Source organism: Enterobacter bugandensis, assembly GCF_900324475.1.
In the GTDB taxonomy this organism is placed as follows: domain Bacteria; phylum Pseudomonadota; class Gammaproteobacteria; order Enterobacterales; family Enterobacteriaceae; genus Enterobacter; species Enterobacter bugandensis.
Genome location: NZ_LT992502.1, coordinates 1,943,325 through 1,958,651 on the forward strand (window position 1 = coordinate 1,943,325; position 15,327 = coordinate 1,958,651).

Sequence of the window (15,327 nt, forward strand, 5' to 3'; positions counted from 1 at the left end):
AGAGTGGCCCCGAAGGGAATTACCACTGATAGCTTACGAAAATCTTGCCGTTACGACCGTCCTGCGGAATACCCTGCGGAGACCAGTACTCCTTATCGAAGGCGTTGCCGAGCACCAGCGTGGTGGTGACGCCCTTGAGCTGCTCCTGGCCCTTATAGCTGACGTAGAAATCGTTAACCGCATAGCCCGGCTGCTTGCTGTAGCTGCTGCTGACGTGGGTTGAGCGATCGGCAAAGGTGCCGATCCAGCCCACGGAGAAACCGCTTTGCGCCACCGGAACGTCCAGCTTGCTGGTGACGGTATCCGGGTTAATGCTGGAGATGTACTCGCCCGTATCGGTGTCTTTCCCGCGCGTGCGGTTATAGGCCACGTCGAGGCTAAACAGATCGGCCGAGTATTTTGCCATCATGTCCCAGCCCCAGATTTTGGCGTTCGGAACGTTGTACGACATGGTGGTCGCCGCGGCAAAATCGACGGTTGTGGAGATATAGTCTTTGGCTTTGGTATCGAAATAGCTGGCCTTAAACTCCAGCGCATCGTTGGCAAGCATCAGATCGTCAAAGCGCAGGCCAAAACCAAACTCCTGCGTTTCGTTGGTTTCCGGGCGCAGGTTCGGGTTCGGCACCCAGTAGTTGGTGTAGAAGCGGCCAATGGAGAAGTGTTTGGCGTCGTTATACATCTCACCCATGGTCGGCGCGCGGAAGGCCTGCGCGTAAGATCCGAACAGCATCAGCCAGTCGGTGGGGCTGACGGTTAACCCGGCACGGGAGGACCATTTATCGGCATCGACATCGTCGTAGCCATTGCTGCTGCCGCGGTAGTTGTCATACCGCGTGCCGCCCAGCAAGGTGATCGGCAGATCGCGCAGGGTGATTTCATCCTGCAGCCAGCCGGAGCTGAAGTCGATTTTCGCCTCCGGGAAGCCGGTCGTGGACCCGCCCGGACGCTGCTCCTGACGATAATATTCTCCGCCGTAGGTCAGAAGGTGAGAGGCAAAGGAATCGCTGAACAGGCGGGTACGGTTTTCCACCTTGCCGCCTTTGGTGGTCTGCTTGCGGAACTCGCCGGTGCTGTCGATGTTCTGGGCATTAATGCGCGCTTCGGACCAGTAAACCTTCGCATCGGCGTTCAGCCAGTCGTATCCTTCCGGCGCAATGTGGTAGCCAACCTGCGCATCGCGCTGGATGGTGGAGCGGTCAGTCATCGGGTTGCTGCTATTGGCATCAGAGGTTTGCGGGTTTTTCGGCTCCTGCGCGGCGTTGTTGTAATAGCGCAGGGCGCCGCTCAGGGTCTGGGCCTGGTCGATTTTCCAGCTGCCTTTCGCCAGCATGTTATTGATGGATTCGTCGTTCGGCGCCGTCGCACCGTCGCTCTGGCGGATATCGCCGCGGTCGCGGCTGGACCACGATACCAGGCCGTCCAGGGTATCGGTACGGCCATAGGCGCTGGCCCCCAGGCCGAGGCTGTGGTCCCCCGTTGCGCCAGTACCAAACACGCGATAACCGCTGTTTTTGCCCGGTTCCAGCAGATCTTTGGCGTCAACGGTGTCATAGGAGATGACGCCACCCAGCGCGCCGCTGCCGTAGAGCAGCGCAGACGGACCGCGCACCACTTCAATACGTTTAATCAGCGCCGGATCGAGGAACGTGCTGTTGAGGTGCCCGGTGTCGGTACCCTGGCGCACGCCGTCGACCAGCACCAGAACGCCGCGGCGGTCATAGCCGCGCAGGTTAACGTCCTGACCGTTGGTGCGGCCGGTGCCGTCCAGCGTCAGACCGGGCACGTTGCGCAGCAGGTCGGCGGCAGAGCTGGCGGTCTGTTTTTCCGGGGCGGTGGCGTCAACCACGCTCACCATCATCGGGGCTTCGAAGGCGCTACGGGCATTGCCTGTGGCGGTGACGGTTATTTCATCTGCGGCAGCAAACGCGGCGCCCGGCAGGGTGCTGACAATCGCCAGCGCCAGAAGGGACGGGCGTAAACGTTCGGTATGCAGGTGTAGCATAGCAACTCTCCATAAAGTATCGAAAGCGCTGGCTGCCTGGGGATCACCTGGGTGGCTGGCGAAAGTTTTGGTTTATTTTGTGAGGATCAGTTTTCCGGCATTCGTCTGGCGCAGCAGATACTGCTGGCCGTCATGCTCGATAATCACCCGGCCTTCCTCACCCAACAGGCTTTTGCTGTCGATGCGGCGATCGGTGGAAGCAGGGGATGGCGCTGTGTGTGTTTTTACTGGCGTTGCCGCGCTGTTATCGGTCGGTGACATAATGTTTATAAATAACAATCAATGTAACAATGATAATCATTATCAATAAACTGCAAATTCACGGCAAGCGTTTTTGTGAAAATTGTGTGACGGGATCAAATTCAGGGGAAGGCGATGCGGCCTGATGCCCTCACCCCAACCCTCTCCCACCGGGAGAGGGAGAAGGGCGAGAACCGTAGGTCGGGTAAGCGCAGCGCCACCCGACAATAACATCAGAAGCGAGAATCAACCGCAGCTGCCAGCTTCTCCAGCAGCAGCTCGCTGTCTTCCCAGCTCAGGCATGGGTCGGTGATCGACTGGCCGTATACCATCTGCTGGCCGGCAACGATTTTCTGCGTGCCTTCTTTGATAAAGCTTTCGGCCATGATCCCGGCAACGGCGGTCGAGCCGCTGCGGATCTGCTGACAGACCTCATCGCAGACGTCAAGCTGGCGGCGATGCTGCTTCTGGCAGTTGCCGTGGCTGAAATCCACCACCAGATGTTCCGGCAGGTCGAATTCGGCCAGCGTTTCACAGGCGGCAGCGATGTCTTGTGCATGGTAATTAGGCTTCTTCCCGCCGCGCATAATGATATGCCCATACGGGTTACCGCTGGTCTGGTAGATGGTCATATGGCCGTTCTTGTCCGGCGACAGGAACATATGGCTGGCACGCGAGGCGCGGATCGCATCGACCGCAATCCGGGTGTTGCCGTCGGTCCCGTTTTTGAAGCCGACCGGACAGGAGAGGGCTGAGGCCATCTCGCGGTGGATTTGGCTTTCGGTAGTGCGCGCGCCAATCGCGCCCCAGCTGATCAGATCGGCGATAAACTGCCCGGTCACCATGTCGAGAAACTCGGTGGCCGTCGGCACGCCCAGCTCGTTGACCTGCAACAGCAGCTTGCGCGCCAGCTCGATGCCGTGGTTTACGCGATAGCTGCCGTTAAGGTCAGGGTCGGAAATCAGCCCTTTCCAGCCCACCACGGTACGCGGTTTTTCAAAGTAGGTGCGCATCACAATCTCAAGGCGATGCTGGTATTTTTCCCGCAGCCCCTGAAGCCGTTTTGCATAATCCATCGCGGCATCCAGATCGTGGATGGAGCAGGGCCCAATCACCACCAGAAGACGCTTGTCTTCACCATTGAGGATTTTTTCAATGCGGCGGCGGGAGGCCGTCACATGTTCCGCGACCGCGGCGGAAACGGGGTGCCGCTCGGCCAGTTCAGCCGGGGTGACCAGGCTGTCTATGCGCGCCGTGCGGAGTTCATCGGTTTTATTCATGACTTGTCTCAGAAAATTTTTGCTTCATCGGCAGACTACCGGGAAGTGATGGGCATCACATTAAACCAATCCCTGCTGATTTCAAGTTCGGGGCGACACCGCCCCGCTGTTGAAAAGGATGATACATGAATCTGAGCTAATGTACTAGCTTATTAGTACATGCGGCGGTTAAGCCCCATGATGTCGAGAATTTTGGTGGCGATCTCTTCTACCGAATAGTTCGTACTGTTCAGCCACGGGATCTGGTTTTTGCGGTACAGGGCTTCCACTTCGGAGACCTCCATGCGGCACTGGCGCATCGAGGCGTAGCGGCTGTTCTCGCGGCGCTCTTCGCGGATCGCCGCGAGACGTTCCGGGTTAATCGTCAGGCCAAACAGCTTGTGCTGCAGCGGCTTGAGCGCAGCGGGCAGCACCAGGTTATCCATATCGTCGGCAATAAAGGGGTAGTTTGCGGCGCGGATGCCGAACTGCATCGCCAGATAGAGGCTGGTCGGCGTTTTGCCGCAGCGCGACACGCCGAGCAAAATCACCTGCGCCTGGTCGAGGTTGCGCAGCGAGATCCCATCGTCGTGCGCCAGGGTGTAGTCGATGGCGGCAATACGCGCGTCATATTTGGTCAGGTTGCCGGGGTTCAGCCCGTGGGTGCGGTGCGCGATAGGCGTCGGGTCAAGCTTCAGTTCGCTCTGGAGCGGGGCCACCAGCGCCTGCACGATATCCTGGCAAAAGCCTTCACTTTGCAAAATGATGTGGCGAATCTCAGGAATAACGATGGAGTAGAACACCAGCGGGCGCACGCCGGTCTGCTGGAAGATGGCGTCAATCTGGTCCTTCACCGCTTTGGCACGGCTCTCATTTTCCACAAACGGCAGCGTGATGCTGTTAATCGAAACGGGGAATTGCGACATCACCGCGTGGCCCAGCACCTCGGCGGTGATCGCCGTACCATCAGAAATATAAAAAACGTGACGATCGACAGCATTATCCATTTTACCCACCCTGAATATCATACCTAATTGTCTGAAAGCATAAATTAAAAAAGTTAATTGCACAGCAAAGAAGTTATCTGAATTTAAAATGAAATGATGTTTTTGATTTTCCTGAAAAGCGGATTTCATTTTTCAAATAGCGACTTTATTTTTGTGGTTTCTGGCTGAATATAGAGGAATCATCAGCTTATTGGCTGGTGGGAAACTATCCGAAAAGTTGAAAATTTAAATTGCTTACACGATTCACCGTTTTTTTAGCGCAAATAATTATGCCAGTATAAATACGTAGTCAGGTGTTACTTACTCCGATCAAATATCACAAAAGGATTGTTTCGATGTCCAACAATGGCTCGTCACCGCTGGTGCTTTGGTATAACCAACTCGGCATGAATGATGTAGACAGAGTTGGGGGCAAAAATGCCTCCCTGGGTGAAATGATTACAAATCTGTCCGGTATGGGTGTCTCCGTACCAAACGGGTTTGCCACGACCGCCGACGCGTTTAACCTGTTTTTAGACCAGAGCGGTGTAAACCAGCGCATTTACGACCTGCTGGATAAAACGGATATTGATGACGTCACCGAGCTTGCCAAAGCCGGGGCGCAGATCCGCCAGTGGATCATCGACACACCTTTCCAGCCGGAACTGGAAAAAGCTATCCATGACGCGTACAACCAGCTCTCCGCTGACGACGCGCAGGCCTCCTTTGCCGTACGTTCTTCCGCGACCGCAGAAGACATGCCGGACGCGTCGTTTGCCGGACAGCAGGAAACCTTCCTGAACGTTCAGGGCTACGATGCGGTACTGGTGGCGGTGAAGCACGTATTTGCTTCCCTGTTCAACGACCGCGCCATCTCCTATCGCGTGCACCAGGGCTATGACCATCGCGGCGTGGCGCTCTCCGCGGGCGTGCAGCGCATGGTGCGCTCGGACGTGGGTTCCTCCGGTGTGATGTTCTCCATTGATACCGAATCCGGCTTCGACCAGGTGGTGTTCATCACCTCCGCGTGGGGCCTGGGTGAGATGGTCGTGCAGGGCGCGGTGAACCCTGACGAATTCTACGTACACAAGCCTACGCTTGCCGCGGGCCGTCCGGCGGTGGTGCGCCGCACCATGGGCTCGAAAAAAATCCGCATGATTTATGCCCCAACCCAGGAGCATGGCAAGCAGGTTAAGATTGAAGATGTGCCGCAGGAGCAGCGCGACCGCTTCTCCCTGACCGACGCCGAAGTGCAGGAGCTGGCGAAGCAGGCGGTGCAGATTGAGAAACACTATGGCCGTCCGATGGATATCGAATGGGCGAAAGACGGGAACACCGGCAAGCTGTTTATCGTTCAGGCGCGCCCGGAAACCGTTCGCTCTCGCGGCCAGGTGATGGAGCGTTATACGCTGCACGCGCAGGGTAAAATCGTGGCGGAAGGCCGCGCCATCGGTCACCGCATCGGTGCCGGTCCGGTCAAAGTGATCCACGACATCAGCGAGATGAACCGTATTGAGCCAGGCGACGTGCTGGTGACCGACATGACCGACCCGGACTGGGAACCTATCATGAAGAAAGCGTCGGCCATCGTCACCAACCGCGGCGGCCGTACCTGCCACGCGGCGATCATTGCCCGCGAGCTGGGGATCCCGGCGGTTGTCGGCTGCGGTGACGCCACCGAGCGCATGAAGGACGGGCAGAACGTGACCGTCTCCTGTGCCGAAGGCGACACCGGCTACGTCTACGCCGATATCCTTGACTTCAGCGTGAAGAGCTCCAGCGTGGATACCATGCCGGATCTGCCGCTGAAGATCATGATGAACGTGGGTAACCCGGACCGCGCGTTTGACTTCGCCTGCCTGCCGAACGAAGGCGTTGGCCTGGCGCGTCTGGAATTCATCATTAACCGCATGATCGGCGTTCACCCGCGCGCGCTGCTGGAGTTTGACGACCAGGACGCGAAGCTGCAGAACGAAATCCGCGAGATGATGAAAGGTTACGACTCGCCGAAAGAGTTCTACGTCGGCCGTCTGACCGAAGGGATCGCCACGCTGGGTGCAGCGTTCTACCCGAAACGCGTGATCGTGCGTCTGTCTGACTTTAAGTCTAACGAATACGCTAACCTGGTGGGCGGCGAGCGCTACGAGCCGGAAGAAGAGAACCCGATGCTGGGCTTCCGCGGGGCCGGACGCTACGTGTCCGACAGCTTCCGCGACTGCTTCGCGCTGGAGTGCGAGGCGGTGAAACGCGTGCGCAACGACATGGGGCTGACCAACGTCGAAATCATGATCCCGTTCGTGCGTACCGTGGATCAGGCGAAAGCGGTGGTGGACGAGCTGGCGCGTCAGGGCCTGAAGCGCGGCGAAAACGGGCTGAAGATCATCATGATGTGTGAGATCCCGTCCAACGCCTTGCTGGCCGAGCAGTTCCTGGAGCACTTCGACGGCTTCTCTATCGGCTCGAACGACATGACTCAGCTGACGCTGGGCCTGGACCGCGACTCCGGCGTGGTTTCCGAGCTGTTCGACGAGCGTAACGAGGCGGTGAAAGCGCTGCTTTCCATGTCCATCCGCGCGGCGAAGAAGCAGGGTAAATACGTCGGGATTTGCGGTCAGGGTCCATCCGACCATGAAGACTTTGCCGCCTGGCTGATGGAAGAGGGGATTGACAGCCTCTCCCTGAACCCGGACACGGTAGTGCAAACCTGGCTGAGCCTGGCGGAACTGAACAAGTAACGGCAACACGATCGCAAAAAGGCGAGGATTTTATTCCTCGCCTTTTTTATTTCACCTCTAATTTGCTCCCCATCACAAATAATCTAAAAAACCAAATATCATAATTTGTCTGTTAATTAAGACAATTGTTAGTGCGCAACGCGTTGCTAATACTTGAGCCTTACTGCGCATTTCCCTTCAGATGATGCGCAACTGGTTGAAATACGTTTTAACCTGATAAAAAGGCAAATAACAATGACACTTTCCTCTGTATTGCGTACCAAAGATAAAATAGGTTATGGCTTAGGTGATATGGCCAGCGCGCTGGTCTGGCAAACGGCCACATTATTTCTTGCTTATTTCTATACCGACGTTTTTGGTTTGCCTGCCGCAATCATGGGTACCATGTTTTTAGTGGTGCGCGTGGTTGATGCGTTTGTCGACCCGTGTATTGGCGCGCTGGTTGACCGCACGCAGACGCGTCACGGCCGTTTCCGTCCCTGGCTGCTGTGGTTTGCTATTCCCTTTGGCGTAAGCTGCCTTATTACCTTCTACGTACCGGACGTCGGGCCGACGGCAAAAATTGTTTATGCCTGCGTGACCTACGCGATTTTAAGTCTGATTTACTCCGCCATTAACGTGCCTTACTGCGCCATGCCGGGCGCGCTGACGCTGGATCCGCGCGAGCGTCACTCCCTGCAGTCCTGGCGTTTTGGCCTGTCATTTATTGGCGGGTTGATCGTAACGGTTATCGCTCTGCCGCTGGTCTCATTGTTGGGCCAGGGCAACGTGCAGAAAGGCTATTTCTTTGCCATGAGCCTGATGGGGCTGCTGGGAATTGTGCTGTTCTTTTGCTGTTTCCTGATGACCCGTGAGCGTTATTCCCCGCGCAATGATACCTCCGGCTCCATGCTCACCGATTTAAAACTGCTGGCCGGTAACAGCCAGTGGCGCATTGTGTTTGTGTTTAATATTTTGCTGTTAACGGCGGTGGTGACGCGCGGCTCTGCCACCATGTATTACGTCAACTATGTACTGTTGCGCCCGGAGCTGGTTTTTGCCTTTATTGTTTCTGGCATGGTGTCCTCGTTAAGCGGCGCGTTATTATCTGAACGCCTGCTGGGGAAATTTGACCGCGTGCGCGCTTATCAGTGGACGATAATGTCCTTCGTCATTTTCGGCGCGCTGATTTTCTTCCTGCCGCCTTCGCAGGTGTGGCTAATCTTTGGCCTTAATATCGTCTTTAGCTTTATTCAAAACCTCACCACGCCGCTCCAGTGGACCATGTTCTCTGATGTGGTCGACTACGAAGAGCATCGCAGCGGCCGCCGTCTGGACGGGCTGATCTTCTCTACCGCGCTGTTCGCCATCAAGTTTGGCCTTGCGCTGGGCGGGGCGGTGGTCGGCTGGGTGCTCGGCATGGTGGATTACGCCCCTGGCCAGGCAGCCCAGGCGCCGCACGTGCTTTCCACCATCAACGCGCTGTTCACCCTTATTCCGTGCGCGCTGTTCCTCTGCATGGTGGCGCTGCTTTCCATCTACAAGCTCAACAGCAGGCTGGTGGATTCCATCGCCCGGGAGCTGGCCAGCAAGCGTGAGGTAAGACCCGACGCGGGGCAGCTCAGCCCGGCAACCCCTTCCGCACTACAGGAGTAAAATATGACTGCTATCTATAAGGACGCGGGACGTCCCGTGCACGAGCGCGTCGCTGATTTACTGGCGCGCATGACCCCCGAAGAGAAGTTCGCCCAGATGCACGCCTACTGGCTGATCCTTGATGAAAACGGCAACCACCGGGAGCGCAGCGATTTGAGCGACGAATTCGCCGGCGTCAGCGAGCAGGCGGCGCTGAGCGAACGGCTAAAACTGGGCGTCGGGCAGATCACCCGTCCGCTCGGCACCCACATCGTTGACGCGAAAACCGGGGTGCGCGCGGCTAACCGCCTGCAGCGCATGATGATGGAAGAGACGCGGCTTGGCATTCCGGCGTTGTTCCACGAGGAGTGCCTGGTGGGGCTGCTGTGCAAAGACGCCACGCTGTTCCCGTCCTCGCTCAACTACGGCTCGACCTGGGACCCGGAGCTGGTGCAGCGCGCGGCAGAGCAGATCGGTAAAGAGGCGCGTTCCGTCGGTTGCCAGCAGGGGCTGGCCCCGGTGCTGGACGTTTCCCGCGACGTCCGCTGGGGGCGAACCGAAGAGACCTTCGGGGAAGATCCCTGGCTGGTGGGCGTGATGGCAACCGCCTGGGTGAAAGGGTTACAGGGCGACAAGCGCGATCTGCTGGCGACGCTCAAACATTACGTGGGCCACTCGTTCAGCGAAGGGGCGCGCAACCACGCCCCGGTGCATCTTGGTTTTAGCGAGCTGAACGACACCTTCCTGCTGCCGTTTGAAATGGCGGTCAAGCTGGCAAATGCCGGTTCGGTCATGCCCGCCTACCACGACATCGATAACCAGCCGGGGCACAGCGACAGCTTCCTGTTGACCACCGTCCTGCGCGAACAGTGGGGCTTCGACGGCATTATTGTGGCGGACTACGGCGGCGTCAGCCTGCTGCACCAGCACCACGGGATTTCCCACGACGCAGCGGAGTCCGCCGCGCTGGCGTTTAACGCCGGGCTCGACGTCGAGCTGCCGAAAGATGACTGCGCACGCCATCTTGCGGAAGCGGTAGAGCGCGGGCTGATTTCCATGGCGAAAGTCGATGAGATCGTGGCGCGTACGCTGACCGAAAAATTCCGTCTCGGCCTGTTTGAGAACCCGTATGCCGATGAAAACGGCATCGATCTGCAAAATGAGAGGACCCGCCAGGTGGCGCGGGAGGTGGCGACAAAATCGGTCACGCTGCTGGAAAACAACGGCATTCTGCCGCTGAACGGTAAACCCCGCGTGGCGGTAGTTGGGCCGACGGCAGACGATCCGCTGGCGTTACTCAGCGGGTATAGCTTCCCGGTCCATCTGATCATCAGCGATATGGTTGAGGAAACCTCGCAGGTGACGACCCCGCGCGCGGCGCTGGAGCAGTACCTGGGTGCATCGAACGTGCGCTACGCGAAAGGGTGCCACATTATCGAAAAACGGATGGCGGGCGCGCCGGTCTTCCCGGGCGACAGCGGCGGCAAGCCAATGCAGCAGTCTCCGGTGTCGCAAAGTACCGCACTTATCCCCGAGGCGGTCAGCGCCGCACAGGAGAGTGACGTGGTGGTGGCCTGCGTGGGCGATCTCGCCGGGCTGTTCCAGAGCGGCACCGTGGGGGAAGGCTCCGATACTGACTCCCTGAATCTGCCGGGCGTGCAGCAACAGCTGCTGGAGGCGCTGGTGGCGACGGGCAAACCGGTGATCGTCGTGATGACCGGCGGGCGTCCGTACAACCTTCAGGGGCTGGAGGAGAAGATTGCCGCGCTGATGATGGCCTGGGCGCCGGGACAGGAAGGGGGCTGGGCGATTGCCGATGTGTTAACCGGTCGCGCGGAGCCGCAGGGCCGGCTGGTGGTCAGCGTGCCGAAAAGCGCCGGGGCGATGCCGTTCTACTATAACCACAAGCTGAAAAGCGGCGGCACGCCGTTCGCGTTCCATTTCGGTGCGCGTTACCCGTTTGGTTTCGGCCTCGGCTGGACGCAGTTTAGCTGGGGCACTGCCCGCGTCGCTGAAAGCAGCGTGCCGGTCGACGGTGAGGTGACGCTGAGCGTGGATATCACCAATACCGGCGAGCGCAGCGGCAGCGAGGTGGTGCAGGTCTACGTGCGGGACAAGGTCGCCACCCAGGTGCGCCCGCTTCAGGAGCTTAAGGCCTTCCAGCGCGTCACGCTCTCGCCGGGCGAAACCGCCACGCTCACCTTCACGCTGCCAGTTGAGATGTTCAACTTCACCCGCCGTGACGGCAAGCGCATCGTTGAGCCGGGCGAGTTTGAACTCCAGATTGGCGCATCGTCGGCGGATATCCACCAGGCGGTGACGGTCAATGTGACGGGGGAAACGCGGGTGCTGCCTGATGAGTGGCGGATGCTCAGTACCTGTGAGGTTACGCGCGCGTAGTCAGGATAAAAAAAGCCCATCGTGGGAGATGGGCAAATTTTCTTTGTATAAACAAGAGGGTGAAGCACTCCCAGCTTAGAGCCAATGTTCATACGGGTTTATCATGAAACTCTTGATTCATGAGGCTTAGCAATGTCTACACAAGTAATACACACTGCATACATTGATAGAATGGCGTCAACGTTATGCAGGTTTTGAGCTTTCAATCAGTCTCAAATCCAAAGATGAAAAGGAAACTGCTCACGTAGCGGGGCTATGTCTATTCGCTTCACGCAGCTTGAACAGCAAGCTGTTCCTTTTACATCCATGATAGAAACCCCTAGAGCTTATTGTGATGATCTTTACAGAATGGCTAAGCTTGCTTTCCTGAACATGATGATGAATCTCGTAGAGGGAAATCCCGCTTTACTTTCCCAAGGCCAAAATTTTGACTCTGGGAATTCAATTGCTCAGATTCCAGCAGTTATCACAACTTCATCAGAAGCTCTGCAAGAACCTATAAGCATTCAACCAATGAATACCATAACCAACACTCTAAAGTGCTTGTAGCTACCGTACAGAAAGAAGATGAGTCTGGATATATAGGGTCAAATCCAATAGCTGGCGTAATTAAAATTATTGTACAGGAATGTACATTACTTTCTAAAAATACATTGGTAATTAAAATGAGTAAGATTTTTAAAGTTGCTAAGGTAGCAATTGCTATCTCTGTTCTATGTGCAGGCGTTGGTTACACTGGTAATAAGTGGAGGGAGGAAGGATATCAATCAGGGGCTTCTATTCAGATTGAAAATGACTCAATCAATAAGCAGGGTGATCTTTGGCATAGGGATAATAAGATTATAGATGGTACATACTCTGTTATTGATGGTTCAGGAACTACGTTTAGTAATATTCCTGTAGGCACATCTAACAAAGGTTTGATTAAACATTTTCGGTCTAAAGATGAATACAAAAATCATAAATTTTTCCCTGAGAAATATACTACTATTAAATGGGCTGATCTAGCTGATGGTAATCCTGCTAGCAAATGGACTAAAGATGTTGGTAGTGATAAAGGCTGTGTTCCTTTTCAGTATTATGTTGATAATAATAATTGGTCTGTTCGTTATGATGGGTTAGAGAAAACTAGGAGTGATTATATCAAAGCTTGTGGATGGAATGATTTTGTAAACATGTCCTATAAAGTTTCTGAAGGAATAATGTTTAAATTTAAAGCTTCTCATTATCTTTGTTTTGCATGGTTCGGGCTAGTGGCTCTGTTTGCTTGTATCCCTGCTGCATGGATTTTATTTTCCGTGGTATTGGTAAAGCATACCGTTCAGCACGTAATGAAATTAAAGGTGATAAACAATGAAACGTATAGCCCTTGTATCTCTGTTAGCCCTTGCTAATGCTAATGCTAATGCTAATGCTAATGCTAATGCTAATGCTAATGCTAATGCTATTGCTGATAGCTCTTATACATGTTCAGGGCATGGAGTAACTAACATGGTGGAATTTAGCCCTTATGATTCATATATTAAAATTAATGGGATTGAATTTAAACCTTCTGGATCTGGTAAGGATGTTGGTAATGGTCAAACACAAGTCGATTTAGTGTCGGTCTATGCTGCGTTAGATGGTAATCATCAGATTATAGAGATATATAAAAAGGATTTTAAACATCCTTTGATTTTAGCTAATACTGACACTATCACTCCTGTTAATGGTACTTTCATGAGGGATGATTTAATCAGTGTTTCTACTGATTGTCCTGCTAACCATGATAAGCCAGTGGTACACCATAAGCCAAAGAAGCTACCGACAGTTAATTTAGATGACTTAGTAGATGGTGGATATGTTAAGAAGAATCAAGCACAAGAGGTTACTGATCCTAAACTTCTTAAAAAACTAAATGAAAAGGATGCTAGTCAATGGTAATTAAAAAAGTATTAGTTTTTATTTTAATGTTCTTCTGCGCTACTGCCCGCCCTAGCGGGAAACTCATCTACAGTGGTTACGGTAATCACCATACAGGAGGCTATTGCAGTTACTAACATGGGAATATTATCACTATTGAAGTTGTGGAAAGCTGAAACAATCACCCTCTATCCTTGTGCTATTGACGATGAGGAAAGCTGGAAAACGAGCTACAAGGGAGATAGTTATTATGTTACTGACTATCATAATGATATTAATGATGTAGTTTTCAAGTGGTTCCTTGTTAGTAACTCTGGTAAGAGGATTTATATAGATCGTATTAATAATCTCCACTATATGAAAGCTTGCTCTAATGAAAAGGGAATATTAATTAGATTGAAAGTTATTCATTATACTTGATGAAATTTGCAATGCTATATTTTATCATTTAAATCAAAAGTTTACTCATTATAAGCAATAATTGTTAATATACCAATGATACATAACTAATACACTAAGCCCCTACAGAAAACCCGTGATCATTGATTTATAAGCAAAAAAGAGCCCATCGTGGGAGATGGGCAAAAAGGATACTTGCCCTCTTTTAAGGGCAACATCTAAAGCTAAGAAGTCTGTAATGGCGATGCTTACAATGAATCCATAGTAACCTCGGGGTTTAGTGATGAGCACACAGTTTGCACACTTAATGCACACAGACAAGAAAGGCTACTTTTGGAAGAAGCGTTACGATAAGAGCATGAATGAAATCGTACAGCATACCAAAACACAGGGATTAGCCACGCCCAGAGCAGCAGCATTAACAATTCGACTCATGGAACTTGAAGTGCTTGCTGCTCCTTTCCAATCCATGCGGGAAACACTGAAAGACTACAGAGACAATCTAATCAAAAAAAGCATTCTTGTAGCCCTGCTAATAATAAAATGCATGAGCAGGGCTTACAGTTTGTTTAATGGCATTTGCAGGGAATAGAAATGAATAAGAGTATTTTGGTTTTATTAATGGCTATGTCAACAGCAGCTACAGCTTCTGATTTCTGCCGCGTCGTTACTTTTAATGACTGGACCGTAAGTAATGCTAAGGGTGTCAGTAAGGAGGATTTGCATAAAAACATATCCGCTGAGATTTTCATGAAAACAAATGGCAAGCTTTTTTATGAGCCAGTTAACCCTGTAGACCATACAATGTTAATGGGAATCACTTATCTGGGTGCTATGCCTGACTCTCATATTATTAACACTGTGGATTCAAGTAACTCTAATACATTCACCTTTGAGCCTCACACCAATAGCTTCTACGAAGCTGATGTATTTATACCTAATGAAGAGCAACGTGAGAAAGGATTTCATTCTAGTGCCCAGATAATCAAAGGGAGTTATAAGGGTTGCTCAGATAAACAGAAAATGCGCTTACGTGCAGATTTTGATAAGTTCATCAAAGACTTTCCTTTTGTTGTTGAGGGTTAAGATGAAGCATTTTATTATTGCCGCCATACTCCTTGCTTCCTTTGGTGCTAACGCTTCTGCTTATGTCTGTAAGGATATGAACGGTAATAAAGCAACTATTAAAAATGGAGTTGCTAAACAGGGTGAATTTATGGGGTACGCTGGAAAGCAATACTATCACTCTGGAACCGCTGAGGATGGTAGTAGCGTCTTTACCTTTGATGAACAGAATAGACTTTATGTCCATTGGGTGAATGATGGTTTAACTATTGTCACTGTGTTTGGTCCTTTTATGCCTAAGATTAATGAATTTGAATGCAGGGGAACTTTCTAGACAATGGAAGAGCGGGAGTTCAAAGAAATTTAGAAGCCTCCATTTTTTGGGGGCTTGTTGTGTTTGTCACACAACCAAAAACAATGTGTGCATAGCGTAAGCTATTGATATTTTATAAGAACAAGAATGGTTGCGCTTTTTATTCTTCACACAGTTTGCATACTAAAACCCTGCACAGCACCGTAAGTTACTGAAAAAAAAGCCCATCGTGGGAGATGGGCAAAGACTACACACAGCAATTCGTTGTTTCACTCAGGGGATTTCCATGCTTATAAATCAAGGTGTTGATTTATAACCGTGAGCTAATAGTAGGCATTGTAATTTTTAGCGTCGATCAGATTCGTCTCAATAGTTAAAGAGACGTAAAGATTTCTTGAGAATAATAGCGGAC

General features: G+C 52.7%; 14 protein-coding genes and 1 other RNA gene. 10 read left to right on the top strand and 5 right to left on the bottom strand.

The features are described 5' to 3' along the window. Positions 1-19: 19 nt before the first annotated feature. From DG357_RS09530 to ppsR, 4 genes are all read right to left on the bottom strand, one after another. Complete coding sequence (locus tag DG357_RS09530; protein WP_088205311.1) at positions 20-2,002, bottom strand: TonB-dependent hemoglobin/transferrin/lactoferrin family receptor; 1,983 nt, start codon at positions 2,000-2,002, stop codon at positions 20-22. A gap of 72 nt (positions 2,003-2,074) precedes the next feature. Beyond that, complete coding sequence (gene hemP / locus DG357_RS09535; RefSeq protein ID WP_028012833.1) at positions 2,075-2,263, bottom strand: hemin uptake protein HemP; 189 nt, start codon at positions 2,261-2,263, stop codon at positions 2,075-2,077. A 212-nt stretch (positions 2,264-2,475) separates the two neighbouring features. Further along, positions 2,476-3,522: a 3-deoxy-7-phosphoheptulonate synthase AroH gene (gene aroH, locus DG357_RS09540; RefSeq protein ID WP_028012834.1), complete on the bottom strand. Its 1,047-nt coding sequence runs from the start codon at positions 3,520-3,522 to the stop codon at positions 2,476-2,478. A 152-nt stretch (positions 3,523-3,674) separates the two neighbouring features. Then, positions 3,675-4,508, bottom strand: a complete 834-nt coding sequence (gene ppsR / locus DG357_RS09545) for a posphoenolpyruvate synthetase regulatory kinase/phosphorylase PpsR (protein ID WP_028012835.1) — start codon at positions 4,506-4,508, stop codon at positions 3,675-3,677. A gap of 335 nt (positions 4,509-4,843) precedes the next feature. Here ppsR and ppsA point away from each other — a divergent pair, with 335 nt between their 5' ends. From ppsA to DG357_RS09590, 10 genes are all read left to right on the top strand, one after another. Next, positions 4,844-7,222 carry a phosphoenolpyruvate synthase gene (gene ppsA, locus DG357_RS09550; protein ID WP_028012836.1) on the top strand — a complete coding sequence of 793 codons (2,379 nt, stop codon included), beginning with the start codon at positions 4,844-4,846 and terminating at the stop codon, positions 7,220-7,222. 234 nt (positions 7,223-7,456) lie between these two features. Then, positions 7,457-8,857, top strand: coding sequence for an MFS transporter (locus tag DG357_RS09555; RefSeq protein ID WP_088205312.1), 1,401 nt, complete (start codon positions 7,457-7,459; stop codon positions 8,855-8,857). Between the two features lie 3 nt (positions 8,858-8,860). Then, complete coding sequence (locus tag DG357_RS09560) at positions 8,861-11,236, top strand: glycoside hydrolase family 3 N-terminal domain-containing protein (RefSeq protein ID WP_088205313.1); 2,376 nt, start codon at positions 8,861-8,863, stop codon at positions 11,234-11,236. A gap of 255 nt (positions 11,237-11,491) precedes the next feature. After that, positions 11,492-11,785 (top strand): hypothetical protein, encoded by a 294-nt coding sequence (locus DG357_RS09565; RefSeq protein WP_088205314.1) that lies wholly within the window; start codon positions 11,492-11,494, stop codon positions 11,783-11,785. Beyond that, positions 11,776-12,630 (top strand): hypothetical protein, encoded by an 855-nt coding sequence (locus DG357_RS22940; RefSeq protein ID WP_159087778.1) that lies wholly within the window; start codon positions 11,776-11,778, stop codon positions 12,628-12,630. The genes DG357_RS09565 and DG357_RS22940 overlap by 10 nt, the downstream gene beginning before the upstream one ends. Further along, positions 12,590-13,159, top strand: coding sequence for a hypothetical protein (locus DG357_RS09570; protein WP_108780333.1), 570 nt, complete (start codon positions 12,590-12,592; stop codon positions 13,157-13,159). The genes DG357_RS22940 and DG357_RS09570 overlap by 41 nt, the downstream gene beginning before the upstream one ends. Before the next feature lie 72 nt (positions 13,160-13,231). Continuing rightward, complete coding sequence (locus DG357_RS09575) at positions 13,232-13,558, top strand: hypothetical protein (RefSeq protein ID WP_131797604.1); 327 nt, start codon at positions 13,232-13,234, stop codon at positions 13,556-13,558. 262 nt (positions 13,559-13,820) lie between these two features. Continuing rightward, positions 13,821-14,129: a hypothetical protein gene (locus DG357_RS09580; RefSeq protein WP_088205316.1), complete on the top strand. Its 309-nt coding sequence runs from the start codon at positions 13,821-13,823 to the stop codon at positions 14,127-14,129. Between the two features lie 2 nt (positions 14,130-14,131). After that, positions 14,132-14,623 (top strand): hypothetical protein, encoded by a 492-nt coding sequence (locus DG357_RS09585; RefSeq protein ID WP_063438343.1) that lies wholly within the window; start codon positions 14,132-14,134, stop codon positions 14,621-14,623. A gap of 1 nt (position 14,624) precedes the next feature. Continuing rightward, positions 14,625-14,936, top strand: a complete 312-nt coding sequence (locus DG357_RS09590; RefSeq protein WP_088205317.1) for a hypothetical protein — start codon at positions 14,625-14,627, stop codon at positions 14,934-14,936. A 191-nt stretch (positions 14,937-15,127) separates the two neighbouring features. Here DG357_RS09590 and rprA read toward each other — a convergent pair. After that, an RNA gene (rprA, locus tag DG357_RS09595) (antisense sRNA RprA) lies at positions 15,128-15,235 on the bottom strand. Between the last annotated feature and the right edge of the window lie 92 nt (positions 15,236-15,327).